Annotated in this window: 32 protein-coding genes; 31 read left to right on the top strand and 1 reads right to left on the bottom strand. The window is 57.9% G+C overall.

Annotation, left to right across the window (positions count from 1 at the left end; genetic code table 11):
* Position 1: 1 nt before the first annotated feature.
* The 26 genes from KDX37_RS08580 (at position 2) to KDX37_RS08455 (ending at position 18460) form a co-directional block, all read left to right on the top strand.
* The gene (locus KDX37_RS08580) at positions 2-1030 is read left to right on the top strand and encodes a phage major capsid protein, P2 family (RefSeq protein WP_231652248.1); all 1029 of its coding nucleotides are present in this window, start codon (positions 2-4) and stop codon (positions 1028-1030) included.
* Positions 1027-1857, top strand: coding sequence for a phage terminase small subunit (gpM, locus tag KDX37_RS08575; protein ID WP_231652247.1), 831 nt, complete (start codon positions 1027-1029; stop codon positions 1855-1857). Before KDX37_RS08580 ends, gpM begins: the two co-directional genes overlap by 4 nt.
* 100 nt (positions 1858-1957) lie before the next feature.
* Positions 1958-2422: a head completion/stabilization protein gene (locus tag KDX37_RS08570; RefSeq protein WP_231652246.1), complete on the top strand. Its 465-nt coding sequence runs from the start codon at positions 1958-1960 to the stop codon at positions 2420-2422.
* Positions 2419-2865 (top strand): phage tail protein, encoded by a 447-nt coding sequence (locus KDX37_RS08565; protein ID WP_231652245.1) that lies wholly within the window; start codon positions 2419-2421, stop codon positions 2863-2865. Before KDX37_RS08570 ends, KDX37_RS08565 begins: the two co-directional genes overlap by 4 nt.
* Positions 2852-3532, top strand: a complete 681-nt coding sequence (locus tag KDX37_RS08560) for a phage virion morphogenesis protein (RefSeq protein WP_231652244.1) — start codon at positions 2852-2854, stop codon at positions 3530-3532. The genes KDX37_RS08565 and KDX37_RS08560 overlap by 14 nt, the downstream gene beginning before the upstream one ends.
* Before the next feature lie 9 nt (positions 3533-3541).
* Positions 3542-4660 (top strand): DUF2586 domain-containing protein, encoded by a 1119-nt coding sequence (locus KDX37_RS08555; protein WP_231652243.1) that lies wholly within the window; start codon positions 3542-3544, stop codon positions 4658-4660.
* Positions 4661-4663: 3 nt separating this feature from the next.
* Complete coding sequence (locus tag KDX37_RS08550; RefSeq protein WP_231652242.1) at positions 4664-5116, top strand: phage protein; 453 nt, start codon at positions 4664-4666, stop codon at positions 5114-5116.
* Positions 5116-5328 carry a TraR/DksA C4-type zinc finger protein gene (locus KDX37_RS08545; protein WP_231652241.1) on the top strand — a complete coding sequence of 71 codons (213 nt, stop codon included), beginning with the start codon at positions 5116-5118 and terminating at the stop codon, positions 5326-5328. Before KDX37_RS08550 ends, KDX37_RS08545 begins: the two co-directional genes overlap by 1 nt.
* Positions 5325-5531, top strand: coding sequence for a hypothetical protein (locus KDX37_RS08540; RefSeq protein WP_231652240.1), 207 nt, complete (start codon positions 5325-5327; stop codon positions 5529-5531). The genes KDX37_RS08545 and KDX37_RS08540 overlap by 4 nt, the downstream gene beginning before the upstream one ends.
* A complete protein-coding gene (locus KDX37_RS08535) occupies positions 5528-6052 on the top strand; it encodes a lysozyme (protein ID WP_231652239.1) in 525 nt (174 codons plus the stop codon). The genes KDX37_RS08540 and KDX37_RS08535 overlap by 4 nt, the downstream gene beginning before the upstream one ends.
* Entirely contained in the window at positions 6049-6534 is a 486-nt protein-coding gene (locus tag KDX37_RS08530) for a lysis system i-spanin subunit Rz (protein WP_231652238.1), read from the top strand. Before KDX37_RS08535 ends, KDX37_RS08530 begins: the two co-directional genes overlap by 4 nt.
* A gap of 26 nt (positions 6535-6560) precedes the next feature.
* Positions 6561-6863, top strand: coding sequence for a putative phage tail assembly chaperone (locus KDX37_RS08525; RefSeq protein WP_231652237.1), 303 nt, complete (start codon positions 6561-6563; stop codon positions 6861-6863).
* Between the two features lie 20 nt (positions 6864-6883).
* Complete coding sequence (locus tag KDX37_RS08520) at positions 6884-7027, top strand: DUF6890 family protein (RefSeq protein WP_231652236.1); 144 nt, start codon at positions 6884-6886, stop codon at positions 7025-7027.
* 6 nt (positions 7028-7033) lie between these two features.
* A complete protein-coding gene (locus KDX37_RS08515; protein WP_231652235.1) occupies positions 7034-9061 on the top strand; it encodes a phage tail tape measure protein in 2028 nt (675 codons plus the stop codon).
* Positions 9058-9375: a DUF2590 family protein gene (locus KDX37_RS08510; RefSeq protein ID WP_231652234.1), complete on the top strand. Its 318-nt coding sequence runs from the start codon at positions 9058-9060 to the stop codon at positions 9373-9375. The genes KDX37_RS08515 and KDX37_RS08510 overlap by 4 nt, the downstream gene beginning before the upstream one ends.
* Entirely contained in the window at positions 9372-10547 is a 1176-nt protein-coding gene (locus KDX37_RS08505) for a baseplate J/gp47 family protein (protein WP_231652233.1), read from the top strand. Before KDX37_RS08510 ends, KDX37_RS08505 begins: the two co-directional genes overlap by 4 nt.
* Positions 10540-11064 carry a phage tail protein gene (locus tag KDX37_RS08500; RefSeq protein WP_231652232.1) on the top strand — a complete coding sequence of 175 codons (525 nt, stop codon included), beginning with the start codon at positions 10540-10542 and terminating at the stop codon, positions 11062-11064. Before KDX37_RS08505 ends, KDX37_RS08500 begins: the two co-directional genes overlap by 8 nt.
* 9 nt (positions 11065-11073) lie before the next feature.
* Positions 11074-11997, top strand: coding sequence for a phage tail protein (locus KDX37_RS08495; protein ID WP_231652231.1), 924 nt, complete (start codon positions 11074-11076; stop codon positions 11995-11997).
* 10 nt (positions 11998-12007) lie between these two features.
* Positions 12008-12313, top strand: coding sequence for a hypothetical protein (locus KDX37_RS08490; RefSeq protein WP_231652230.1), 306 nt, complete (start codon positions 12008-12010; stop codon positions 12311-12313).
* Complete coding sequence (locus KDX37_RS08485; RefSeq protein WP_231652229.1) at positions 12313-13446, top strand: hypothetical protein; 1134 nt, start codon at positions 12313-12315, stop codon at positions 13444-13446. The genes KDX37_RS08490 and KDX37_RS08485 overlap by 1 nt, the downstream gene beginning before the upstream one ends.
* Positions 13446-13871, top strand: coding sequence for a hypothetical protein (locus KDX37_RS08480; protein ID WP_231652228.1), 426 nt, complete (start codon positions 13446-13448; stop codon positions 13869-13871). Before KDX37_RS08485 ends, KDX37_RS08480 begins: the two co-directional genes overlap by 1 nt.
* Complete coding sequence (locus KDX37_RS08475; RefSeq protein WP_231652227.1) at positions 13868-14809, top strand: hypothetical protein; 942 nt, start codon at positions 13868-13870, stop codon at positions 14807-14809. Before KDX37_RS08480 ends, KDX37_RS08475 begins: the two co-directional genes overlap by 4 nt.
* Positions 14806-15345, top strand: a complete 540-nt coding sequence (locus KDX37_RS08470; RefSeq protein WP_231652226.1) for a baseplate complex protein — start codon at positions 14806-14808, stop codon at positions 15343-15345. The genes KDX37_RS08475 and KDX37_RS08470 overlap by 4 nt, the downstream gene beginning before the upstream one ends.
* Complete coding sequence (locus tag KDX37_RS08465) at positions 15342-16040, top strand: hypothetical protein (protein WP_231652225.1); 699 nt, start codon at positions 15342-15344, stop codon at positions 16038-16040. The genes KDX37_RS08470 and KDX37_RS08465 overlap by 4 nt, the downstream gene beginning before the upstream one ends.
* Positions 16025-16999 carry a hypothetical protein gene (locus tag KDX37_RS08460; RefSeq protein WP_231652224.1) on the top strand — a complete coding sequence of 325 codons (975 nt, stop codon included), beginning with the start codon at positions 16025-16027 and terminating at the stop codon, positions 16997-16999. The genes KDX37_RS08465 and KDX37_RS08460 overlap by 16 nt, the downstream gene beginning before the upstream one ends.
* An 87-nt stretch (positions 17000-17086) precedes the next feature.
* A complete protein-coding gene (locus KDX37_RS08455) occupies positions 17087-18460 on the top strand; it encodes a hypothetical protein (protein WP_231652223.1) in 1374 nt (457 codons plus the stop codon).
* Between the two features lie 518 nt (positions 18461-18978).
* On the opposite strand, the gene KDX37_RS08450 is transcribed toward KDX37_RS08455, so the two are convergent.
* The gene (locus KDX37_RS08450) at positions 18979-19254 is read right to left on the bottom strand and encodes a hypothetical protein (RefSeq protein WP_231652222.1); all 276 of its coding nucleotides are present in this window, start codon (positions 19252-19254) and stop codon (positions 18979-18981) included.
* Between the two features lie 552 nt (positions 19255-19806).
* Between KDX37_RS08450 and KDX37_RS08445 the strand changes: the two genes are divergently transcribed.
* The 5 genes from KDX37_RS08445 (at position 19807) to KDX37_RS08425 (ending at position 24224) form a co-directional block, all read left to right on the top strand.
* Positions 19807-20433, top strand: coding sequence for a hypothetical protein (locus KDX37_RS08445; protein ID WP_231652221.1), 627 nt, complete (start codon positions 19807-19809; stop codon positions 20431-20433).
* A 749-nt stretch (positions 20434-21182) separates the two neighbouring features.
* Positions 21183-21887: a hypothetical protein gene (locus KDX37_RS08440; RefSeq protein ID WP_231652220.1), complete on the top strand. Its 705-nt coding sequence runs from the start codon at positions 21183-21185 to the stop codon at positions 21885-21887.
* A complete protein-coding gene (locus tag KDX37_RS08435; RefSeq protein WP_231652219.1) occupies positions 21860-22834 on the top strand; it encodes a hypothetical protein in 975 nt (324 codons plus the stop codon). The genes KDX37_RS08440 and KDX37_RS08435 overlap by 28 nt, the downstream gene beginning before the upstream one ends.
* Positions 22835-22903: 69 nt before the next feature.
* A complete protein-coding gene (locus KDX37_RS08430; protein WP_231652436.1) occupies positions 22904-23803 on the top strand; it encodes an endonuclease/exonuclease/phosphatase family protein in 900 nt (299 codons plus the stop codon).
* Positions 23796-24224, top strand: a complete 429-nt coding sequence (locus tag KDX37_RS08425; RefSeq protein ID WP_231652218.1) for a hypothetical protein — start codon at positions 23796-23798, stop codon at positions 24222-24224. The genes KDX37_RS08430 and KDX37_RS08425 overlap by 8 nt, the downstream gene beginning before the upstream one ends.
* The last annotated feature ends 273 nt before the right edge of the window (positions 24225-24497 follow it).

Genomic DNA, 24497 nt, shown 5'->3' with positions numbered 1-24497 from the left:
AATGGCGTATTCGCTGAGCAATCACGGGGCGAAAATGTACGCCCAGCTGCAGATGGCCATCGCCGAAACCTACGGCGTTGATACCGCTGTCCGTATGTTCAACGTCGAGCCGACTGTCGCACAGGAGCTGAACGACGCGATCACCCACCAGGCCGACTTCCTGGAACGGATCAACATCGTCCTGGTTGACCAAGTCAAAGGTCAGAAGGTGTTCTTGGGCACCAACGGCCCAGTGACTGGCCGCACCAACACCAAGACGACTGATCGCGAAGCTGTCGATGCTTCGTCGCTGGATGACGATACCTACGAGCTGTCGTCTACTGAGTCCGACGTCAGCCTGTCTTACGCGAAGATTGACGCCTGGGCGAAGTTCCCTGAGTTCCACGCCAAGTACTCGGCTGCAGTTCAACGCCAGATCGCACTGGACCGCATCATGATCGGCTTCCACGGCGTCAGTGCGGCGTTGCAAAGCAACAAGACCGATTACCCAATGCTTCAGGACGTTAACAAGGGCTGGCTGCAGCAGTTGCGCGAGAACGCGCCAGCTCAGGTCATGAAAGAAGGAGCGGTCGCTGGCAAAGTCACCATGGGCCCAGCTGGCGACTATGCCAACCTCGATGCCTTGGTGCATGACGCCAAGCAATTGGTCGACGAGCGTTTGCGTGATGCTGGTGACCTGATCGTCATCATCGGTTCGGATTTGCTCGCCGCCGATAAGGCCAAGCTCTATTCGAAGCAGGGCAGCACTCCGACTGAAAAAGAGCGCATCGAGTCGGCTCAGGTGATCGCCACCTACGGCGGCTTGCCAGCGTTCAGCGTGCCTTATTTCCCTGCCAATGCCGTACTGGTGACCAGCTTCGACAACCTGTCGATCTACGTCCAGGCCAGCAGCTGGCGCAAGCAGACCATCGACAATCCGAAGCGCAGCCGCGTCGAGGATTACAACAGCCGTAACGAAGGCTATGTGATCGAGCAGCTGGAAAAAGCCGGCCTGATCGAAAACGTTGCAGTCCTGGAAGAAGCAGCGTGAGCCTGGCACTGGCGCACAAGCGCCGCGTTCTCGCCCAGGGCGTGGCCGTAGTTGCCGTCGCCGGTGCCACTCCGAAGGCATATTCCGCTGACACCGCGCTGGCCAGCCCGGCAAATGCCCAGAAGCACCTCAAGCTGATGGAGCAAAGCCTGCAGGTAGATCTGGACCGTATCGCCGCGATCGACAGCCGCGAACAGCGGCAGCTGCTCAAGCGTGACGAGCTGCTGCCCAAGTACCTGGACTACGTGAAGCGCTACCGTGAGTCGGGGCTCAACTTCGCTAATCCGGTGCTCGTCTACGTGCTGATCTGGCTGTTCGACACCGTGCAGCTCACCAAGGGCCTGGAGCTAGCTGACTTTGCCATGGGCCAGGACCAGAAGCTGCCCGAGCGATTCAACCGCAACATTCAAACGTTTGTGGCGGACGAGGTGATCGACTGGGCGGAAGCCGAATACAAGGCCAAGCGCAGTCCGGAACCCTACGTCTCCAACTTGCTGCACCTGGTTGATGGCGAGTGGAAGTTGTTCGAACGGATCCCCGCCCGCTATCACAAGCAATTGGGCCTCCTGGCGATGGACCGCCGTGACTGGACCGCCGCGATCGTGCATTTCGAGCGCGCCGAAGCCCTGTACGAAAGCATCGGTGTAGGCACTCGCCTTGCCGGAGCCCGCAAAGCGCTGCTCAAAGCCCAGGCATCTGGATCGACTGACTATATCTCGACACGGCTGGATGAGGTTCTGCCGGTCGCGGATGAACAGGATTCTGTCAGCGGATCGGGCGACAACACCGACAACACCGACAGCAGCGAGACCGCTGCTACCGACTAACCGACTCACCCCCCGCAGGGAACTGCCAAGGCAAGCCAAGTCATTTATGACCGTCCGGCATCGCCTGAAGCGGCTACCTGCCCTATTTGAGCGTCCAGCAATGAGCGGCTTTTCAGGTAAACCCACCACCTTTGTGGATCAGGCGATCGAGAACGACGGCTTTTGGCCGGACCTCTCTGTGTCTGAATTCCAGAAGGCGTCCCGCCTACCGGCGGAGTACCTAGTCGACATGCTGGTTGCTGAGCTGACCAACGCCATGATCGAAGTGAACACCGATCTGGCTAAGAAAAAAGCGCAATGGCAGGGCGCTGGAGTGTCATGCGTTGAGTCTGCAGACACCACCGTCCTGCCGGAGCGCACCTATCAAGCGGCTTTGTACAAGCGCGCCGTCTACACCCGTGCCAAAGCCAGCCTGCTGACCCAGTTCGCCACCGTAACTCGTCGTGAGAGCGCCGAGAACACGGGCAAGGAACTGCCGGAGCGGTCAGAAACCTTCCTCGCCTTCAGCCAGGCCGCTGTGCGTTCGCTGCAAGGCCGTGGCCGCATCACGGCGGCACTGTTGTGATCAAGTTGAAGGCGCTGACCGCCTACCTCATCGAACGCCAGCTGGTGGCCACCGAGCAGCTCGACAGCTGGACCGACCAGGTGCAGGTCGACCTGATATGGAAGCCCGACGAAAAGGGCATGTACATGGGCGACCTGAACTACACCGCGACGATCTCCTTTGAGCGTTTCACCGATAGCCCTGCGCGACTGATTGCGCTGGTGGGTAGTTGGCTGGAAGCGAATGACGAAGATCGCGAGGACCTGGCGCAGCCGGTCTTTGCTATTGACATCCTCGATGACGACCTGGCCGACGTCGATTTGACCCTGCAGTTCAGCGAGCCGCAGTACCTGGCCGAGGATCCTACCGGCGAGATCGAGGTTTACGGCAAGCGCTGGTCAGCAGTCCCGTTTGAGCTGTGGGTCGCCGAGAGCGGCGAGGTGGTACGCAATGACAGCCTCTAGCCCGCTCAGCATCGACATTCGCGGGCTACTGGGTGCCCAGGATCTGTTGGCCCTATTGGAGCTGCCACCGGTGAAACGCCGGCGTCTGCTGAACAACGTCAGCAAACGTGTGCGCAGTCTCAGCCGTGGCCGCGTGCGCAACCAGGAGAACCTGGACGGCTCGCCATTCGCGCCCCGTAAAAGCCAGAGCAAGTCGAAAAAGAAAATGGAGAGCGGCCTGGCGAAGCTGCTCGATGTCGTGAAATTGAGCGACCAAGAGGCCGAACTGGGCTGGCGCAATCGCCTGACCCGGTACGTCGCTGCTCAGCAGAACAACGGCGGCAGTGAACGTGTCACTGCGCACCAAATGCGCGAGCGGATCAAGGTTCCGCCCGGCACCGCGGCTACTGAAAAACAGGCCAAACGCCTGCGTCAGCTCAACTACCGGATCCGCCTGCCCGGGAAGAAAAAGCCTTCTAAGCCCAGCATTGCCTGGATTCAGCAAAACCTGGAATACACCAAAGCCGGTCTGTTGATCCGCGTGCTGGACACCGAACACAAAGCCTCAACCGGTAAGCAGGCTTGGAATATCCAGTTGCCTGCCCGCCAATTCCTGGGCGCGAGCCCCAGCGAGACCAGCCAACTGGTCAACCTGGTGCTGCGCCAAACACTCACATCCCCGCGATAGAGGCATTCCATGGCACTCGGCAGAGTCTCAGTCAATAACCAGAACCTTGGCCAAGGCACCGCCACCGAAGTGGAACGTCTGTTCCTCTTCATCGGGCCAAGCGCCAAAAACATCGGCCAGGTCATCGCTCTCAATACCGAAAGCGACCTGGACGTCCAGCTTGGCATCCCGCCCAGCGACCTTAAAACCCAGATCATTGCCGCACGGGCAAACGGCGGCGATCGTTGGAACGCCCTGGCCATGCCGATCGCGGCCGATGGCGACTGGCTGACCGCGTTTACATACGCCCAGCAGCATGGCTATGACGTAGAGGCAGCGGTGATCACCAAGCCGGTGACCACGGCCGCAGAGCTGGCCAGCATGAACGCCGCCGCCGTATCGGTGCAGAACACCTACGGCCGTCGCCTGTTCATCATCGCGGCTACTGCTGGCATCGACAGCGCTACCGCTACCTGGTCCGAGTATCAAACGGCCCAGCGTGACCTGGTCAGCGGCCTTGTCGCCGATCGCGTGACTGCAGTTCCACAGCTGCACGGCAACAACCTGGGCGTTCTGGCCGGGCGTCTGGCCAACGCGGCCGTCAGTATCGCTGACACCCCAATGCGCGTGGCCACCGGCGCGCTGCTGGGCCTGGGCGCTACGCCCGTGGACAAAGACGGCATCCCTTGGCAGTCCTCGACCAGCGCCGTGCTTGATGCTGCGCGGTTGTCCGTGCCCCAGACCTATGCCGGCTACCCGGGCATGTACTGGGCCGACGGCAACATGCTGGTTGCTCCGGGCTCCGACGCTGAGGTGATCGAGCACCTGCGCGTACTGGACAAGGCCGCTCGCCGCGTTCGTGTGCTGCTGATTCAGCGCGTCGGTGACCGTCGCCTGAACAGCTCGGCCAACAGCATGGAAGTAAACCGTACGGCGCTGATGGCCCCGCTGCGCGCTATGGCCAAGTCCACCAAGGTAGGTGCCAACGTGTTTCCGGGCGAGATCGAGCAGCCCGGTAAGGACTCCATCACGCTGACCTGGACCAGCAAAACCGCAGTGGTCGCCTACCTGACCCTACGCCCCCTCAATTGCCCGAAAGATATCACCGCCAACTTGGCGCTGGACCTTTCACTGACTGAAACGGAGTAACCAATGGGCGCGCGCATTGGCGGTAAGAATTTCGACATCACCCTGGGCGACACCAAGATTCACTGCGAGGCCTTCACCCTCGATATCACCGACAACACCGCTGTCGCCCAAACCCGGGGCGTACCCAATGGGCACGTTGACGGAGACGTGGCAGCGGCCGGTGAGATCGAGGTTGATATCGTCAACTTCAAGCTGATCAAGGACCAGGCCGCGACCGCCGGCAGTTTCCGTGAGCTGGAGCCGTTCGACATCGTTTGCTACGCCAAGGCCGGTGAAGACGAGATCAAGTACGAGGCGTTCGGCTGCAAGGTCCGTATCTCCAGCCTGCTCAGCCTGGACCCCAAGGGCGCTACCAAATCCACGGTCAAGCTGCCGTTCGATGTTACGTCGCCGGACTTTATCAAGATTGATGACGTTCCGTACCTGGCGGCCAGTGAGATCGAGGACCTGACCTGATGGTTTGCCCGTTCGACCGTGCCCAGGCCCTTGAACAGCGCCAACGTGACCAGGCCATTGCCGCTGCGTTGGCTCTGGCGCGGCCGACCGGGCCCAGCCTCACCCATTGCGCGGACTGTGACAACGCGATCCCGCTGGCGCGCCAGGCGCTGGGCGGAATCACGCGGTGCGTCCCGTGCCAGACCCTTATCGAAAAAGGACTTCGCAAATGAGCACGAATCAGGTTGCTCAGGACACCGCCATTGCACTGGTAAAAGCGTCACCAGCCATTGGCGTGGCGGCTACCGGAGCAACCGGCGCCGTTGATTGGTCGTCGGTCGCCTACATGCTGACTGCCTTCTACATGGTGCTTCAGATCCTGCTCCTGATCCCCAAGTACCGCCAGATGTTGCGCGATTGGAAGGTCAAGGGATGAGCCTGCGTAACAAGATCGCTGTCGGCGCGCTGCTGCTGGCCAGCAGCACGTTCACCGCGTTCCTGGGCAAGTGGGAAGGAAACGGCCGGAACATTGTTTACCCGGACCAGTTGGCCCGTGGTCTGCCGACCGTATGCAAGGGCATCACCCGTTACACCAGTCCGGTACCGGTCGTGGTGGGTGACTACTGGTCCGACGCTCGCTGTGCCGAGGTGGAAAGCCTTGTGGTTTCGAAAGGGCAGCTTGCACTGGCGGATTGCCTGACGAATCAGGCGATCGGGCAGAACACCTTTGATGCGCTGAGCAGCCATGGCCACAACTTTGGGACGCTGAGCACGTGCGCCAGTCGGGCCGTGGGCCTGATCAACGCCGGCCGCATCGCTGAAGGGTGCAGGGCGCTGGCCTACGCGCCGGACGGTTCGCCAGTCTGGGCCTTCGTGACGTTAAGCAACGGTCGCAAGCAGTTCGTCCAGGGGCTGCACAACCGCCGGATCGCAGAAATGGAGCTGTGCCTGAAATGACAATCAGCCCGCTACGACTCGTCCTGATGCTCTTGCTTGTCGGCCTTCTCGGGTGGATCTGGCTTGATCACGTCGCCGATCAGCGTGACGCAGCGCTGCGCGCCCTGGACACCGTCACAACCGAAGCCAAGAGCCTGCGCGAAACCGCCCGCATCAAGAGCGAAATGCTTGCCGCTCGCGACCAGATCGACCAGCAACGCACCGAGGAACTGAACCATGAACGCGCTGAAAACGCGATTTTGCGCCGTGATGTTGACGGCGGCGATAAGCGGCTGCTCGTCCGCGCCACCTGCGCCGCCCCCGTTGTGCGAGCCCAGCCCGGCACCGGCCGCGTGGCTGATGCAGGATCCGCCGAACTCGCTGCAGACGCTCGATCGGATTATTTCACCCTCCGCGACGAGCTTACCCTCAGCCGAAAAATGACGCTCGGCCTGCAGGACCATATCCGCCAGGTGTGCATGCGCACGCCGGCACAACCCTGAATCACTTCAAACCAACGGAAATCACCATGACTGACGTAAACAACGAATCTGTACGCGAAATCACCCTGGAAATCGGCGACCTCGACTTCACCTTCAAGCTCGATCCACAGGTGGTGACGAAGTACTTCAACTCGACCACCCAGGCGAACAAGGTCGCGCCGGCCAACAACCTGCTGGTCAACACCGTGCATCAGGACCAGCGCGCAGCGCTGAAACCGTACCTGGTCAATCCAGTCACGGTCATGGAGCTGGCGGGCGCACTGCTGGAGGAGTACTCGCCGAAGCTTGAAGTCCTCGTAAAAAAGCCCTTGGCCACGCTGACAGCCTGACCGAGGACGGCCTGGGGCAGTTGATCGCACTGACTGCCCGCTGGCTCCCCGGTACCGACCTCACCATTGAAAACATGGGCACAGCCAAATGGCTGGAGGACGAGCACTGGCGCCGCATGGAAATCGCCGTCGCTAACGGCATCGCTCACGCACTGAACGGATAACCCTTAATGGCCGATCGCTCCGCCCGCCTTGCTTTCATTCTCAGCCTGACCGATAAGGTCAGCGCGCCGTTGGGCAAGGTGAAAACCACCTTTTCCGACCTGGCTGCTGCAGGTGAAGCCAACATCAAGCAGATGGGCTTAGGCCTGGGCGGCTTAATCGGCTCGGCAAAGGGCATTACCGAGTCCCTGGAACCGGCGCTTGAGATGAACCGTGCCCTGGGCCAGGTGCGATCGCTCGATGTAGCGGGGGACGCTTTGGACGCACTGAACAAGAAGGCCTTGGCGTTCTCTGTCCAGTACGCCACCAGTGCGGCCGAGTTTGTGGAATCGGCCTACAGCATCAGCGGGGCAATCAAAGGCCTGGCCGGCGACCAGCTGGCCACCTTCACCAACACCAGCAACCTGTTGGCCAAAGCGACTAAATCTGACGCCGAGACCATGGGGCAGTACGTCGGCACCATGTACAACGTGTTCAAGTCCGGCGCCGACGCGATGGGCAAGCAAAAATGGGTCGAGCAACTGGGCGGCCAAACCGCCACGGTCGTGAAGCTGTTCCGGACTGACGGCGCGCAGCTCAAGGATGCTTTTAAGGAAGTGGGCGCCATTGCGACGTCTTCCGGAATGAGCATCGCAGAGCAGTTCGCGGTGATCGGCACGCTCAGCAGCACCATGGAAGGCGGCGATGCCGGCGGGCGCCTGAAAGCGTTTTTCGAGAACGCCGGCAATGGCGCCAAGACCCTGGGCGTCAAGCTGACCGACGCCAAGGGCAACATGCTGCCGATCATGGACGTGCTCGCCAAGCTGGAAGGCAAATTAGGCGACCTCACCACCGCATCGGCGAACACCAAGCTGCTGGCCGCATTCGGCGGGGAAGGTGCCCAAGTGATCGGCGCCCTGGCCAAGGACACCGACCGACTGAAACACGGGATCACGGAGCTGGGTAAAGTCCGCGGACTCGAGTCAGCCGAGAAGATGGCCCAAGCGATGGTCGACCCGTGGCAGCAGTTCGGCGCCGCCGTGCAGGCCCTGCGTATCTCGTTCGGCCAGGCGCTGATTCCGATTCTGACCCCGCTGATGGAAAAGCTGATGGCCATCGCGTCGACGCTGACCCGCTGGTCCCAGATGTTCCCCAACATCACCCGGGTTATCGGCATCACCACGCTGGTGGTGTTCGGTCTGATCGCTGCTATGTCCGCCATGACCCTGATCGTGGGCATGAGCAAAATGGTCTGGCTGTCGATGATAACGATCTGGAAGTTGCTGACCTGGACCGGTTTCCGCTCGATCGCCATGTTTCTGTTCCACACGGTTATGGTCACTGCATTTGTCGTCGGCCTGGTCGCCCTGTACACCTGGATGGGGATGGTCCGGGTCGGCATGATGCTCTGGCAAGGCGCGATCTGGCTGGTTAACGCCGCCATGTTGGCCAACCCGGTTCTGCTGATCGTCGCTGGCATCCTTGCCCTTGGCGTGGCGGTCGCTGCCGCCATCATCTACTGGGACGAATGGACCGGTGCCCTGATGAATACCGCTGCCTTCCAGTGGATCGCGGGGCAGCTGCAGGCGCTGTCGGACTGGTTCGGCACCATTGGTGGGTGGACCGGCCTGGCCAGCGCAGCGTGGGACGGCATCGTTTCGATTTTCCGGGACGCGATCAGCGGCCTGATCGAGATGCTGAACAAAATCCCGGGCGTGCAGATCGACGCATCGTTTGGCGACATGCCAAAGGCGCCGGAGCTGCCCGGCATCTCCGTGCCCCTGGTGAACGCGCCGCAAGTCCCGCAGCTGGTCAGCGTCCCTTCCCTGGGCGAGCAGGCCGACCAGACCCGCGAACGTATCAGCGCTAACACCGCCAGCATCTCGCCGCTGCGCCCGAACGCGGTACCGGCAGGCGGCTTGCTGCGCTCGATCCAGAACACCACCAACAATCAGACGCAACAAGGCATCCATGTGGAAAACCTGACCATCAAGAACGACAAGCCGATGACCCCGCTTGAACTGGAAAGCATGGTCGGCATGGCGGTGAGCGGATGAGCGAATACCTCGATCTGCTGATCGTCGACAACGACCTGGTGCTGGATCTCGGCCGACAGCCGGAATTGGTAGTCGATAGGGCCTGCATTGCCCAGGACATCGGCCACATGATCCGCGACAGCGGTCTGCTGGTCTCCCTTGTCGCCGAGCGCAGCAACTTGATCAAGCGCGACTACCGCCAGCAAATGGAGCTGCTGGTGGAAACCGACGTGCGTCTGGTACCGGGCACCGCCCGGGTAAAAGATCTGGGCAACGGCCAGTACCTGATCACCGCCAAAACGCTGCAGTTCGGTGACGTAGAGGTGATCCTGTGAGCGATATCGACTTCAAACAGGCCCTGGCCGACTCCGGAATCCCTACGACCGATGCCGCGCTGCGTGCTGCCTGGGAGGCGGAAGTAACCGCCCAAGGCGCTACGGTGGCCAATACGTCGGCCTACTCGCCGTTCTGGCGTGTCGTCACGGCCCTGGTGACCAAGCCGGTGCTGTGGATCCTGACGTTTTTCAGCGACACCGTGCTGCCGAACTTCTTCGTCAAGACGGCCGGCGGCGCTTGGCTCGACACCCTTGCTTGGGCGGTGGACATTGCGCGCAAGGGTGAGAGCAAGGCGATCGGCAATGTGCTGTTCACCCGTTCCGGATCCTCGGGCGTGCTGCAGCTGCCCGCCGGCACTGTTGTGCAGTCGGCACCCATCAACGGCAACGTGTACCAGCTGGTGACCAGCGCGGCCGCGCAGTTCGCTGACGGGCAGACCACGGTCCTGGCACCGGTGGAAGCCGCGTTGCCTGGCAGCGGCCACAATCTCGCCCCGGGTTACTACGGCGTGCTGCCCACGCCGATCGCCGGTGTTATCGCGGTGACCAACCCGGAAGGGTGGCTGACCACGCCAGGCGCAGATGACGAACCCGACGACGAGCTGCGCCTGCGCACACGCAACCAGTTCAGCGCCGTGAATCAATGGCACACCGACTCGGTTTACCGCGCCCTGATCTCAGCGTTCCAGGGCGTGCAGCCCAATGGCGTGTATTTCGAGCATGGGGCCCCGCGTGGTCCCGGTACCGCCAATGCCTACGTGTTGTTTGAGGCCGATGTGCCAGCACAGTCGTACCTGGTGCAGATCAACAGCAAGATCATGGACGAAGGTAATCACGGCCATGGCGACGATCTCCTGGTGATGATCATCCCGGAGACCCAGAACGATATCGCCATGAAGCTGTGGCCGAAGTCTGTGCTGGCCCAGGCCGAGCGAGACACGCTCAAGGGCAACGTCGAGTTGTTCATCCGGGCCGCTTTCCGCGAGAGCACGGACAGCGACTATCAGCCGACGCTGACCTATCCGCAGTCGCGGTTTTCGTTCAGCCGCCTGGGCGAAGAGCTGCACCAGCAGTTCGCCGGCATCGAATCGTTGCGCTTCCTGAACAGCGACATCGTGTCCGAGCTGACCATTCCCCGTATCCAGACGCTGCAGGTGACTTTCGGTGATTAAGCTCGAACTGCCTTTTTGGCTTGATGCCGGCGAACTGGCCAAGCTCAAGGCCAGCGCCCAGGCGTACTGGGAAAAGGTCGAGGGCTGGCTGCAGTGGCCTCTCCTGCAGCTGGATCTGGAGACCTGTCACCTGACCGTGCTGGACCTGATGGCCTGGCAGCGCGACATCACCCGATTCAGCGGCGAGCCCGAAAGCCTGTACCGGCTGCGGGTGAAATACGCCTTCGTCAACGCCGTGGACGCCGGCAGCACCGCCGGGTTGAAGCGCATCCTGGTGCGGCTCGGAGTGGGCTACATCGAGATCGAGGAGCGCATGCCCGATCGGGATTGGGATGTGGTGCTGCTGCGCCTTTCCGACTCTCAGCTGTCGCAGAACCCCGAGCTGCTGCGCGTCCTAGTGCAGCAGTACGGCCGGACATGCCGCCGCTATGACTTCGTAACCATCACCACCGTGACCATGCAGATGGCCATGATCGATTTCAACCATGACCAGCAGACGCTTGTGGCCAGGCTGTAAGGACGTTTTATGACCCAGTTCATCACCACTGCCGGCGAGCAGCTGATTGCGCAGAAACAAGCGGCCAACCTGCCGCTGAACATCACACAGTTCATCTTCGCCAATATCCCCGGGTTGGCCCTCAACGCGCCGGCGAACCGGGCGGAAGTCACGCCAGCGGCTGAACACATCGTTTACACCGTGGCCATTCCCGATTGGGCGTCCGGTTATGTGAACCCCAACCAGGTGGTGTACAGCGCCCAGATCGGCAGCGACGTGGGCGATTGGGACTACAACTGGATTGGCCTGCAGTCCGATGAAGGCGTGCTGTTCGCGGTCTCCTACGTCGGCCTGCAGCAGAAGCGGCGCAACGTTCCGCCGCTGCAGACGGGCAATAACATCACGCGCAACTTCCTGGTGGTGTTTGACGGTGCCATGGCCCTGACCGGTGTCACTGTTGATGCCAAGACCTGGCAGTTCGATTACACCGTGCGCCTGTTCGGTATCGACCAGCGCGAGCGTTTGAGCAACCGCGATATCTACGGCCGCGCCGCGTTCTTCGATACCGCGTTGCTCCTGGAGAAGATCGCCGGCGCTTACCAGGTCGCTCCGGGTATCGCCTATGGCGAAGGCATCCGTATTCAAAACGCCTCACATGTGATCGTGGCGCCGCCGTCTTTCCCGACCATTGCTTATCTCGACTGCGCCTTGGAGCGCCAGCTCAACGAGGTCGTGGCCACCTGGAAGATAGTTTTCGGCACCGGCCTGGCCGACTACCTGGACAGCGTTGCCACCCAGCATTACGTCGTGCCGATCGCCCACCTACCCAACGCCAATTCCATCGTCGACCTGCGCACGGTGGTGAAGCTCGGCGGCAACGGTAGCGGTCTGGCTGAGCAGATCCAGGTCGCCATGCCGAAGCGTTCCCACATTTACTACTTCGCACAATTTTGAAGGAACAGACATGTCCGCATTCTTTGGGTCCGCGCTGCTTGCAGCGAACATCACCACATCGATTTACGAACACACCGGCACCACACCGATCACGGTAAACATTCGGATGGCCAACCAGAACAACGAAGAGGTGAGTTACTGGGTATGGATGGGGCCAACCGCGAGTCCTGAAAAGTGCATCACGCCCGGTGTAACCGTGGATGCCAACGCTCCCTGGGAGGACGTGGGGATGCGTATGGACCCAGGGGAAAAGATCTGGGCCATGGCTACCAAGGGGAATGTCTCAGTGCGTGCATTTGGCGCGGAGGATCAATAATGGGCTTCTTATCAACCCGATCGTCATCTAATGCGGCCGGTGGGAACATTCCACTTGGCGGCTACGCCGATGTATTCGCCAGTGGTGATGCATTCAAAGCTGCTGGGTCAATGATCCAACGGTCGCAGTATCCCCAAATGTCGGCGGCGTTTCCCCGAAGAAATGCGTTTACTACCAGCTTGGTCGCGCAGCCATTGACGGGTAGTTCATCTCTCGCGCGCTGCGGAACTTTCGGTAAAGGAAAGTTCGTCATTATGATGACGTCGGGCCCCTCGAACACCTCCTCTGACTCATTATATTCAACCGATGGGATCACCTGGACTCCCGCATTAACAACATCGAACCTGCTCTGGAATGGCATTTGCCATGGTGGCCCCGTCGGCAATACCAAGTTTATTGCTGTAGGGACTGCACAAGGGGGTAGTGCTGCCTCTACGTGCTGCGTGTCTGCGGATGGCATTACCTGGACAACAAGCGCTATGCCGTCGCTCATCTATCAGTCAGTAATCTGGTCAGATCAGCTTGGGCTTTTTGTCGCGTTCACGAACAGCACCGCCTGTGCGACTTCGCCGGACGGAATCACCTGGACTCAAAGGGCGACGCCTGCCGGCGGGTATTACCCAGCGGCTGGGCCAAATTGCGTCATTGCAATGAACCCAGGCGGCAACATGATTCGCACCACCGATGGCGTCAACTTTGCCCAGGTTCCAGGACTTCCAAACAAGGCCTACAGCTCTGTCGTGTATGCGAACAATATGTTCGTTGCCACTGTAGGCAGCAGCGCCGCCGGGTTTGGGATCGTTACGTCTCCGGACGGTCTTGTTTGGACCCCTCGCGTCACACCTTCCACATATGCCGGTGGGCAACTTGCTTATGGAGACGGTGTTTTTCTCTGCACCGGCTCCAGCGCCTATGGCTCCATGACTTCCACAGATGCCATTAATTGGATTCAGCGACCCAACGGCATTAACGGTTTGGTCTATTCGGTTTTTGGCAATGGTGTCTTTCTCACTACAGCTCCTTTTCAGAGCAATGGCACTACCTACAACCAGCTCACGTACACCGAAAACAGTACGACGAGTGATTGGATGTATATCGCTGGCACCGCTGGCAAATTCGTGAGGGTCAAGTAATGACAGTTCGCTTTATCTTCGATGCGGACGGTCTTTTGATCGGCGCTGACGATGGTTACACCATTCTTGAAAACAGCACGCCGTTGCCGCCACTTCCTGCCCGGGAAGACGGCGCGGTACAGCGTTTTAAAAACGGTGCCTGGGTGTTTGACGGGCAAAGCCCGCAGGTCCTCGCGCCGAAATTTCTGCTGCTGTTCACTCTGGCTGAACGAGCCGCTATTCGCGCTGTGCGTGATTCGAATCCAGGCGCAGGCGATCTGCTGCAGATGCTGGAGGATCCTCGCCTGGATTACGTTGAATTGAATGACCCTGGGTTGATCGAGGTGATCACCTTCTTGTCGACTGGCGAAGAACCATTACTCACACCCGATCGCGTCAGCCGTATTCTGAGCGGCAAGGCGCCTGTTGTGGACGAGCAACCATGATCCCGCTCAACTGGATGCCCGTCGCCATGCAGTGGCCCGAGGAGGCCACCAGCTGGATGAGCAAACTGGACGAGGCTAAGGATATGGCCGCCGCAGATCTGCAGAGCACGGCCGAACGCCTGAGCGGCATTGCAGATCTAGTCACCACCGATCTGAGTCTTATCGGCGATATCGCCAAGGGCGCCGTGGCGATCGGTCGCGAGGCCCTGGACGGCCAGTTTGGCGAGATCCCGCGCTGTATCACCGTGACACCGTTCCAGTCCGGGGTTGGCGAGAGCACCGGCTATCAGTGCTCGCTGTCGGCGCCGGGCGTCGTCCAGCGCCTGGCTGACAAACTGCAGGACAGTTCAGACCCGAATCGTCCGGACGGCGACGACCAGCACGCGGTCGTTGTTCTGTTCCTGGGCACGCAATACGACGGCATGTCGAGCCTGCTGGGCAAGTTCAACGCACTGATGCCGATCGGCGACCTGCAGCGCGCCGAGCGCCGAGCACAGAACCTGGTGCAATTGGAGACCGAGAAGTGGCAGATCCCAGCTGCAGGTGAGCAACCCCGCTGGTTTACGGCGCCGATGGAGCGCTGCACGGTTCTGCGCGAGGCCAGCCAAGCGTTCAGCACCCAGTTGGCCAACCTGGAGGCCTACGCCGCCAACAGCTCGCCACTCAGCGACCTGGCCGAGCTGGCCCAGCGGAAGGCCGAGCAAGTGCTCGAGCAGTCCGATCGGCTCACCGCGCTGCGTGACGTGCTCAACAGTGGCACGGACAACGCTGGCATGCAGGCCCGCATGATCGGGCCGGGCGACACCGCCGAGCTGCGTAAGCAGCTGCTCGAGGAGGACGACAGCACGCCCGGGCACGAATGGGTCATGTCGTCGGGCGTCATGTTCGTGGGCTCGCTCAAGGGGCTGAGTTTTGTAAAGGAGATGATGGGCCTATGACGTTGCTCCTGGACGGAACTCAGATCCGTGGCCACAGCCTCAAGCTGACGGGCAACCTGCGGATCGAAAGTGACGACATGTCGGGGCAGACCAGCGCCACCGACTCTGCGGACAAAGGCTTTAAGCCCAAGACGCTCACTGTCGCGATGAAGATCAAATACAAGGACTCGGCGGACCTGGCGGCGTTGATGAGCATGGCCGAGGCGACAGAGAGCGGTGGCCAGCGCAAGACCTACCGAGTCGTCAACGACACGGCCGAGGCCTTCGGCGTGCGTCAAGCGCAGTTCAGCGATAGCTTTAGCGCCCGGGAAGACGACACGCTGTCACAGTGGATTATCCAGTTCACCCTGGCTGAGAAGCTGTCCAACCCGGAGAAAACCGAGCAACGCCGCGCTGCCAACGGCACCAACAGCCAAACTGCCCCAGGAGACAGCGTGGCCAGCAGCGACGGCAGCAGCAGCGGCCAGCCGGAGCTGACGGGCTTTGAAAACGTGTTGAAAAAGGTCGACGGTTGGCTGGGCGGTGATCAGAAATGAGCATGAAACTGCACCAGGTGCTGTCCATTGCCGGCACCGTCTACCAGATGGCCAAGAACGATGTACGGCTCGACCTTAAAAGCCCAGGGCGAGCCGTTTTCACCATCAAGGCCGAGTCAGCGGTTAAAGGCCTGGTCACGCTGGACATCGGCTACAACGACAGCACGCTGCAGCGGCATTTCCTGGGCTACGTCGAGCGCTGCACCACCACCAACCGCACGGAACAGGTAGTTGCCTGCCGCGAACTGACCGGGATCCTGGCCAACCCCTTGCCCATGAACCTGCGCCACGTCGACATGCGCCAGGTCCTTGCCGAGGTCAGCAAACAGACCGGGCTGTCGTTCAAGGTGCCTGATCAGGATTACACCCGGGTAAAGGCGCCGTTCTTCTACAGCCTGGCGTCTGGGTATCTGGCGATGGACAGCCTGGCCAAGATCTATGGCATCCCCGACTTTGTGTGGCAGCAGCAGGGCAATGGCGAGGTGTTCGCCGGCAGTTGGGCGGACAGCTTCTTTGGCGCCCGATCGGCGCTGGAACTGCCCCTGGATCTATTCAACGACTACCAGGGCAACCAGAGCGCGGTCATTGCCGCGATTCCCGGGCTGCGCCCTGGTGCATCGATCAACAATGGCGAACGGATCACCAGCGTGGCCCTCGCCGGCACACAGATGGCCATCAAATGGACGACGCAGTAAAACGCAGCGTAGAGCGACAATTTCCGGAACTGTCCGGTCAGTACCACTTGCCCAGGTTCGCCCAGGTGGTTGCCATCGCTGATGCGCCGGCTGATGCGGGCATGTGCGACGACTTCCGGCCGCGCTATGCGGTCGACCTGCAGGTGCTGACGCCCGACGGCATGCCCGACGCCAGCATGCCGCTGCTACCTGGTGTGCCGTTGCCAGTACCGACTGGTGGCGACGAAATGGGCATGTACGCCTTTCCGCACGAAGGAACCCGGGTTGTGGTGTGCTTTGCCTATGGCCTGCCGCATTGCCCGTACATCCAAACGATCCTGCCGCATGGCCTCAGCCTGCCCAAGGTGCCGAAGGGGGACCACGTCTGGCAGCACAGCGACGTCGCCCAGCAGCGTGTCGACGCCGCCGGCAACTGGTCCCGCCTGACTGATGGCAAGATCAGCGACCAGTCCCTGGAACGCCAGGTCGACAGTGGTAGCAACCAGGAGAAGTACCAGAGTCATGACCAGGACGTGGCCACCCACTCGACCGAGCAGGTTGGTGGTATTAAGCGTATCGACGCCCTGGGCGCGCTCAAGCTGAATTCCGCCGGCACTGCCACGCTTGCCGCTCTGGACGACATGCACCAGGCCACCGGCCGCGACCTCAACCTGGTGGTGGGTAAGAAGCACAACGCCGCCGTGGGTGGTGATATGTCCGAGCGGATCCAGGGTCTACGCGAGAGCGTCAGCCAGGTCAGCCAACGCCTGGTGGCTCCGAAAAACCACGTAGGCTCGGGAAACGTGAACATCTTTCAGGTGGTGGTCGATCTGCTCGACCTGGTGCAGGAGATGAACACCCAGATTGCAGCGCATGTGCATCCGCAGGTAGGGCAGCCACCAGTCAACGCGGCCGCGTTCACTGCAGACGCCTTTAAAGCAGCTCTGCTGTCGGCAGAACTGGGCTCTGTGACTTTGTAGATGTCATAGCCGGTTCTTACACTAGGAATCGTCTCCGTTGTCACGCATTCTGTTGCTCTAGAAGTTTTCCCCAGGGAACGGAATACTATGAAGCCACTGTTAAGTGCCGCGCAACGTGTGATAAATGATGTCCAGGCGTTTGGGCTCACGCTCGATTGCCCTAACATGGTTTTGACCCATGAGACCCAGACTTATCGAGGGCCAGGACGGATAGTACAAAACCCAGATGGCTACTTTGATATTCAGCATTTTCCGGTGATCCCAGAAACGGTTAATCTTTTTCGTGGGTTCGTTGACTCGAATTATCTATGTTCTCATTTGCTCCCTGGGCAAATAATAGAATCGGGATATTTTAAGGTAGAGGCTGTTTCGATAGAAGGGGACGTGTGGGTAGCTGATAGAGTCTGGATCGGTAGTAAGGTAGATACTCATAACAGAGGTGTGGTTCTTAGTGGGACTGCCGCTTCCGTAACCCTGCATGGCCAGCCTATCAATACTCGCCATTATGTCCGCACGATAGCATTTCATGATGAGCTTCGCTTCCCAGCAAATGGATCCACTACGAGCCTTGCTGGTACGTCGCTCAACAAAACTACCTTTACGATCGGAAAGGTCACATGTGCTCTAACTGTTAATGAAAAAACGCTAGAGTTTTCCACCGATTCCGATGATTCATTTGACGAGGCTTTACATGGCTATTGTCTAGAAGCACTCCAGTTTGTGGCTGGTCGTGAAATCAAGCCATTTTATAAACTCAGCACGGGGCCTGATATATACACTATTGATGCTGTCGCAGTAGAGAGTTTTGGAGTCATGTGGTCACTTGAAGCCCCTGTCGAGTGTCAGGCACCATTTCATTCCGCTCACTGTATCAGTCTGGTCCAAAGCATCGTGCGGCTTTGTGAGGGCGGAAAACCGCGGTTCCTTCACTATCATAGAGATATTGCCATCGCTCGACTGTCGGGCTTGGAACCCGCCGCACTAGCAGCTTGCGTTGTAGTTGATGGGATGGCCGAGCAATACTTCAAATCTTTTAGCGCTGCTGACCCGATCTTCGTTGCGCAATGTGAGGCCGCTATTCCCGAACTGAAAAGGCTTGGAGAAGAGCCAGGTTCATTATTCACTGAGAGAGTTGTGAGCAAACTTTTAGGTAGTTTGAGTTCGGCGAAAAGTTCTAGTTCCACAAATACATTGTATAAGCTCTTTGATGTTGAGTCGGCAAGGGTGTGGAATGAACTCAGGCATCCCGCCGCTCACGGCTCGTTGATAGACAAAAATTTCACCGCCCAAAAGCTTTTCAGCAACATGATGACGTGCGTGTACATGTATTACGCGATGGCCCTTGCTGTGCTCGAATATGAATATGAGCATGTTAATTATTCGGTGCAAGGCTATCCCTTAATAGAAAACGTAGTTATTGCAGCAAAAAAATTAGCGGATTCTGGCTCCCAGTCTCGCTAGGTAAGCTCTTTCATTACGTCGCATAGGGCTGTCCGCTGCTGGGCAGCCGCTGCGTCGAAGCTGTGTACAAGAATTCAATCATATCGGGCTTGAGCGCGTGAGAAGTCTCAAGCCCTGAGACGAATCCTTCAGCCCGCTGGCGCGCCATATTCACCGCTTGAATACTCTCGCCTGTCTCAACGGCTACCAGCAACCTCAGCACAGCGGTGCGTACCCAATAGGGCCGTTCCATTGTGCGAAGATTCATAATTGTTCTCTGGGCCTACCCCATTAATCACCAGTTTTAAACACTAGAACGCCGAATTTTCTATACGTGACCGGGCCGTATTCTAAGTGTCCGTTTGGCAGCAAAATCCTCACATGTGAACAATTCAACCGCTCCGAGCGATCCGCGAACATAAGGGTAAATGTCGCAGTATGGGTCTGTTCAAACAGGACGGGTAAACCAGGCAGCGCGACATCACCTTCACTGATGGTGAAAACAACATCGGCTGGACCTCTGTAACTCAGATAGCCCATCACCTTTCTCCGGGAACTTGTTGGTCGAGCTGTGCCTCGACGGCATACTCCAACGCCCCGTCGGCCAGCTCCAACATATCGCTCAAGTCGTCACGATCAATCACCTGGGACCGATGCAGCGAATGGGCGGTCCTGAGCAGCGCTTTGTGTTGCGCGCCAGGATTTTCGAGCAGGGCGATGCTGTCATTCAGCAAAACCTTCCAGGTGGCGATCGCCGCTGTCCGTTCGATTGCATGCATGTCCATTACCACCTGCTCTAAAAATACTGTATGCATGAACAGTAATACATGTTGTGGCGGTCATTCCAGTTCACCGGACGAAATGCACGCCGCCGAAAAATAGCGATGGAAAGAAAAAACATCCGGGAAAAACACTTATCCCCCTCCCGCCGACGGGCTTTGTGTCCCAAAAAAATGCAAACACCAGGTGTGGTGCAACTAACGCTCCAAGCCACGCCGGCTGTGGGGTTACCCAGGGGAGCGCGCATTGCACGGCGTGCAAGGTTTTGCAGACAAATGTCATGGCGTTGCAATACTGGCTACAGGTTGGGGGCAGCCTACCGGTGTTGCCGAATGCCCAGCCCGCTTGGGTGAAAAAATGAAAAACCCCGAATACACCTTATTTTCAAAATATTCGCCGCTCCCAAGCTAGTAGACCTGACCGGTTCTAACCCAGTGAGTCGAAACTGCTGAGAGTCAGATAGGCCGTGGCCTACAGCCGGTCTCTGAATTCCTTTCTCTTTGCACAAATGTGGTACACGCCATTTGTCCTCTTGACACCTCAACGTCTCCCCATATGCTGCTGACTTCCGTCATAAGGAGCATCTCGTGCAAGGAAAGTTTTGGCCGGACCATCAATCAGCGAAGCATATTGAATGTGATGGCGTTTGCTGGCTGCTTGATCATTTGCGCGATACCTCCTTTCAAGTAGACGTTCCCGCATCGGCTGGACAGCCTCGGGTTTTGCTTACGGTAAATGTCCAGTTCAGTTCACACTGCGTAAGCCGGGGTCCAAAAAAAGGGGAGCAAATAGATTTTCATGCTGTGGGTATCCAGCGAATGGTGATTGATCACCGTCAGATCAGAAGAGAGTTCAGGGAGGATCGGCACGCCTTATCGTTTCTACTGCCTGAAATCGTCCGCACCTTTGAGGATCGGAGATGCTTTTTTACAGGCAAGGAAAACTTTCTAACGCTTGAGCTGGGGGCAGTCCTTCCTGGGTATGCACCGGATACCAAGTACGAAATCTACTTCAACGTCAGAAAGGAAGATCGGAAGAATACCGTGAGGTTGCACATCGAGAGTGCCTATGTGCGTGATGAGTACGCTGACAATGAGCCAGTGAATTTCAAGAAAGAAGACAAGATAAAGGCTTGGAAACTGTTTTTGAAACGAGCTAAAGGGGAGCCCGTCAGAGGACATAAAGGCAACAATTTAAAGCTAGGCAAGCGCTAAAAAAGCAAACCCCCCAATTAAGGGGGGTTCCGCGGATGCCCTTAGGGCTAACCCATCAACCGGCACGGCCGGAACCAATGGCGGCATCTGAACATCCGTAAACTCCGACAATTCAAGAAATCTCCTGAACCATCCAAATGTACGGACTCCGTATATATCCAGACGTAGCCAGACTACTCAAATTTGAGTATCGGGTCAACGATCATTGGCTCAATGAGTGCTCATTCTGTCTCAATAGCGACCGGTGGCGCGGTCAGGGGATGAGTATATTAAGAGTATCGTTCGCGCAACCCAGAGAGACAAATCCGACCTTGGGGGCGGACGGCGTGGTGACGGTGGACATGGCGAACCTCGGCGTGAATGTGCCTGGGCGATACGCGCGCAGACACCGATTGGGCGCTTGGTGCGCCTCTGATCAAAAAGTGCGCAATTCTAGCGGCGAGCGCGCACGATGACCAGCGTTTGGCGGAGAATTACGACGAGTGCTGTGTTAAATCCCCTGCGTGGTGGGTGTGCGGTTCCGCTTTACCCTCAGTGCATTTGGCTCTGGATGATAAACGCTGCTGCTTGTTGTCCGGACAAGGGGGACGATTCTGAATTGGCCCGACCAGGATCGATAAAAGGGTGAAACTTAACTTCTACCCAACGCCCATTACATTAGCGGATGGGGCACGCAGCCGCATGAACTGACCGCCTTTGAGACTGTAATCAAGAAAGTTGACACCTGGTTTCATGGGGCACGCCGCAGCATGAAGTTGCATAAAGTGCTGACGATCGGCGGGGTGCTCGTGCCCCTGGTGAGTGACGACGTGCGCCTCGATCTGAAAAGCCCCGGGCGGGCCACGTTCACGGTCCAGGCCGGCGCGCAGGTCCACGGCCTGGTGACGTTCAATATCGATTACAACGAAGCCGCACTGCAGCGTCACTTCATCGGCTACGTCGAGCGATGCACCGCGGCAAACGGCATCGAGCAGGTGGTTTTCTGTCGTGAAATGGCCGCGGTACTTGGCAAGTCACTGCCGCTGAATCTTCGTCATCCCGACCTGCGCGCGGTGCTGACCGAGATAAGCAGCAAGACCGGTCTGCACTTCCGGGTGCCCGATCAGCCGTACACGAAGGTCAAGGCGCCGTTCTTCTACAGCCTGGCTGCTGGATACCAGGCGATGGACAGCATGGGCGGCGTGTTCGGGATCCCCGACTTTATCTGGCAGCAGCAGGGTGACGGCGAGGTGTTCGTCGGTTCCTGGGCGGAGAGCTTCTTTGGCGGCAGGCCTGCGCTGCAGCTCCCTGTCAGCCTGTTTGACGGCTACCAGGGCAACCAAAGCGCGATGGTCTCGGCACTGCCCGGGTTACGACCAGGCGCATCATTGCACCAGGGCGAGCGGATCACCAGTGTCACGCTTGCCGGCACACAGATGGCTATCCGATGGACGACGCAATCAAACGCAGCGTAGAACGCCTTTTCCCTGAACTCACCGGTGGTTACCACCTGCCGCGCTTTGCGCGGGTGGTGGGCATCGCTGACGCGCCTGCAGGCGCATCCATGTGCGACGATTTCCGGCCTCGATACGCGGTCGATATCGAAGTACTCGGCCAAGACGGCGAGGCCGATCCGGCGGTGTCGGTGCTCTACGGCGTACCGCTGCCGCTGCCTTCGGGCGGCGAAGAGATGGGTATGTTTGCATTTCCGCAGGAAGGCACTCAGGTGGTCGTGTGCTTCGCATACGCTTCACCGAGCAAGTCCTGTATTCAGACGATCCTGCCGCACGGTCTGAGCCTGCCGAAGGTGCCGAACGGTGACCAGGTGTGGCAGCACAGTGATGCGGTGCAGCAGCGCGTCGACGCAGACGGCAACTGGTTGCGCCAGACCGATGGGAAGATCCGTGACCACGCGATTGAGCGCGAAGTAGAAGCCTTGGGCAACATCGAGAAGTACCAGAGCCATGTCCAAGACGTTCAACACCACTCGACCGAGGAAGTTGGGGGGGGCATCAAGCGTATCAATGCCCTGGGCGCGCTCAAGCTCAATTCAGCGGGTACCGCCACGCTGGCCGCCCTGGACGATATGCACCAAGCGACCGGCCGTGACCTCAACCTGGCCGTGGGCAAAACCCACAACGTCACTGTGGGCGGCAACATGCAGGAGAAGATCGCCGGCCTGCGCAAGAGTGTGGCGGGGATGAGCCAGCGCCTCGTCGCGCCGAAAAACCACGTAGGGTCTGAGGGGGTGAACATTTTCCGGGTGTTGTGCGACACGCTCGATCTAATCGAACAGATGGCGACAGAACTGGCGTCACATACGCACGGGCCGTCGCCGGTGCCGACGCAGGCTGGGGCATTCGCGGCAGATGCGGCGAAAGCTGCGCTCATGTCAGCGATGCTTGGTAGCGTTACTCTCTAATTCTTCGTATATTTAGACTGAGTTGGATGTTCCTATTTACTGGGCAGGCTCATGGAGGATTGCTTGTTGGTGTTTTCTAAAAATAAAATTGTGTTTGCCTGGTGGAATACTAGCTTAGCGCCCTCCGGTAAAAGCAGATCCACCGCTGAGCAAAGGATGATAGCTTGTAGGGTTATTATCAATTTGATAAATCAAGCAGGTGCCGACTTTATTGCTCTCGGTGAGATGTCGCAAGACGACTTTGATTTCATTGCTGGCGAGTGTGATCACCCTTCGTATAGTTTTCATTCTGGGATAACTAGAGCTGGAAAATCAAGTTTCGATATTTGCTATATCTGTAATGAGCTGAAAATCACAGTGCTTTCAGAGAAGGATGTCATTTCACTCAAGGGAAACTCCACCTTAAAAATTGCAAAAAGAGTAGATCTCGGAGTGTTAGAGGATGGTTCAATATTCCATATTTTAGTCTCGCACTGGCCTAGTCGACTATGGTGCGAGCAGCACGATGCAAGGCGGCATATTTTCGGCCTGAGGCTAAGAGATACATTTGATAGCATGTGCGTAGAAGACGAGCCAACTCCATACGTGATTATGTTGGGCGACTATAACGACGAACCCTTTGATGAGTCTCTCAGCGAGCAAGTCATGGGAAGTCGGGATGTGGATTTGGTACGTCGAAAAAAGCATCTTCTGTATAACCCTTTCTGGCGGTACCTCTGTAAACAGACCGTCGGACACCATGGGTCGGGTAGCTATTTCTACAAAGGTGGAGCAGTTACTAAATGGCATACCTTTGACCAGCTTATGTTTTCTCAAGCATTTCTCACTTCCGATAATTGGGTCTATAATCACGATTGTGATTTGATTCTGGAAATTCCAGAACTAGTAGAATTGGTGAAAAATCCTAATTTTATATTCGATCACCTTCCTGTTTATGGAATTGTAGAAAAGGTTATTCAAAATGGTTGATTTTATAGATTCGTTTAATAAAGGTATAGAAGCCGCCAAAAAGGCAGAGCACAACAAAGATGAGATCGATTCTGTCATTGAAGCTATGAATGTGCAGCTTGGCAATGTTAGTGCAGGAAAAGTTAAAGTGGAAATAAAGTTAAAGACCAATCCGCTTGCTGACTTCTTTGCGTCTGCTGCAAAGACTCCAGTTAAAGGAAGCTATTGGGCAGTTGTAGCGTACAATCCCTTAGCTGAAAGTTCTTCGCCAAAAGAACTTGCACGTTGGAAGTCTGATCCAAACGGCTATCCCTGCGAAATAATCACGGATGCTGGGGATGTTTATTGTGAAGATAAAATTGCTCTGGAGAAAGCTTTTAACTTTATGCTCGGTACACCGGATGTAGGGAAAAAACTGTTAGCAGTTATGAATCAAAAATGAAGAGTTGAGCAAGAACATACAGATGAATAAAGGGTTTTTCCACTTTTGGTTTGGATATTTGTGGACCCGGAGCTGAGCGATCAGGTTTTCAATATCTTAAAGCCGCCCACTGAGGCGGTTTTTTTGCCTGCAGGAAAGTAACCATCGTAAGCGCTCCATAAACCCCACCTGGCAAAAGATAGGTAAAGCGCTTAGCTGTGAAGTCGAGGTTCGCAGTTCCACGGCAGCAAGGCTTCGTAATCCTCTACCGATGTCGCCGTTGGCAAACGTTCA

Source organism: Pseudomonas californiensis (assembly GCF_021147775.1).
Classification (GTDB): domain Bacteria; phylum Pseudomonadota; class Gammaproteobacteria; order Pseudomonadales; family Pseudomonadaceae; genus Aquipseudomonas; species Aquipseudomonas californiensis.
Note: the sequence above shows the minus strand (reverse complement) of the source record. Positions and strands in the feature narration are given on the sequence as shown.

Excerpts from the sequence above, each read along its gene's own strand:
- KDX37_RS08455 (WP_231652223.1), top strand. The coding sequence starts at position 17,087 with ATGAAGCCACTGTTAAGTGCCGCGCAACGTGTGATAAATGATGTCCAG.
- KDX37_RS08440 (WP_231652220.1), top strand. The coding sequence starts at position 21,183 with ATGAAGTTGCATAAAGTGCTGACGATCGGCGGGGTGCTCGTGCCCCTG.
- KDX37_RS08465 (WP_231652225.1), top strand. The coding sequence starts at position 15,342 with ATGAGCATGAAACTGCACCAGGTGCTGTCCATTGCCGGCACCGTCTAC.
- KDX37_RS08560 (WP_231652244.1), top strand. The coding sequence starts at position 2,852 with ATGACAGCCTCTAGCCCGCTCAGCATCGACATTCGCGGGCTACTGGGT.
- KDX37_RS08550 (WP_231652242.1), top strand. The coding sequence starts at position 4,664 with ATGGGCGCGCGCATTGGCGGTAAGAATTTCGACATCACCCTGGGCGAC.
- KDX37_RS08525 (WP_231652237.1), top strand. The coding sequence starts at position 6,561 with ATGACTGACGTAAACAACGAATCTGTACGCGAAATCACCCTGGAAATC.
- KDX37_RS08515 (WP_231652235.1), top strand. The coding sequence starts at position 7,034 with ATGGCCGATCGCTCCGCCCGCCTTGCTTTCATTCTCAGCCTGACCGAT.
- KDX37_RS08490 (WP_231652230.1), top strand. The coding sequence starts at position 12,008 with ATGTCCGCATTCTTTGGGTCCGCGCTGCTTGCAGCGAACATCACCACA.
- KDX37_RS08485 (WP_231652229.1), top strand. The coding sequence starts at position 12,313 with ATGGGCTTCTTATCAACCCGATCGTCATCTAATGCGGCCGGTGGGAAC.
- KDX37_RS08555 (WP_231652243.1), top strand. The coding sequence starts at position 3,542 with ATGGCACTCGGCAGAGTCTCAGTCAATAACCAGAACCTTGGCCAAGGC.
- KDX37_RS08450 (WP_231652222.1), bottom strand. The coding sequence starts at position 19,254 with ATGCATACAGTATTTTTAGAGCAGGTGGTAATGGACATGCATGCAATC.
- KDX37_RS08480 (WP_231652228.1), top strand. The coding sequence starts at position 13,446 with ATGACAGTTCGCTTTATCTTCGATGCGGACGGTCTTTTGATCGGCGCT.
- KDX37_RS08530 (WP_231652238.1), top strand. The coding sequence starts at position 6,049 with ATGACAATCAGCCCGCTACGACTCGTCCTGATGCTCTTGCTTGTCGGC.
- KDX37_RS08460 (WP_231652224.1), top strand. The coding sequence starts at position 16,025 with ATGGACGACGCAGTAAAACGCAGCGTAGAGCGACAATTTCCGGAACTG.
- KDX37_RS08510 (WP_231652234.1), top strand. The coding sequence starts at position 9,058 with ATGAGCGAATACCTCGATCTGCTGATCGTCGACAACGACCTGGTGCTG.
- KDX37_RS08435 (WP_231652219.1), top strand. The coding sequence starts at position 21,860 with ATGGACGACGCAATCAAACGCAGCGTAGAACGCCTTTTCCCTGAACTC.
- KDX37_RS08535 (WP_231652239.1), top strand. The coding sequence starts at position 5,528 with ATGAGCCTGCGTAACAAGATCGCTGTCGGCGCGCTGCTGCTGGCCAGC.
- KDX37_RS08495 (WP_231652231.1), top strand. The coding sequence starts at position 11,074 with ATGACCCAGTTCATCACCACTGCCGGCGAGCAGCTGATTGCGCAGAAA.
- KDX37_RS08475 (WP_231652227.1), top strand. The coding sequence starts at position 13,868 with ATGATCCCGCTCAACTGGATGCCCGTCGCCATGCAGTGGCCCGAGGAG.
- KDX37_RS08570 (WP_231652246.1), top strand. The coding sequence starts at position 1,958 with ATGAGCGGCTTTTCAGGTAAACCCACCACCTTTGTGGATCAGGCGATC.
- KDX37_RS08470 (WP_231652226.1), top strand. The coding sequence starts at position 14,806 with ATGACGTTGCTCCTGGACGGAACTCAGATCCGTGGCCACAGCCTCAAG.
- KDX37_RS08580 (WP_231652248.1), top strand. The coding sequence starts at position 2 with ATGGCGTATTCGCTGAGCAATCACGGGGCGAAAATGTACGCCCAGCTG.
- KDX37_RS08545 (WP_231652241.1), top strand. The coding sequence starts at position 5,116 with ATGGTTTGCCCGTTCGACCGTGCCCAGGCCCTTGAACAGCGCCAACGT.
- KDX37_RS08540 (WP_231652240.1), top strand. The coding sequence starts at position 5,325 with ATGAGCACGAATCAGGTTGCTCAGGACACCGCCATTGCACTGGTAAAA.
- KDX37_RS08425 (WP_231652218.1), top strand. The coding sequence starts at position 23,796 with ATGGTTGATTTTATAGATTCGTTTAATAAAGGTATAGAAGCCGCCAAA.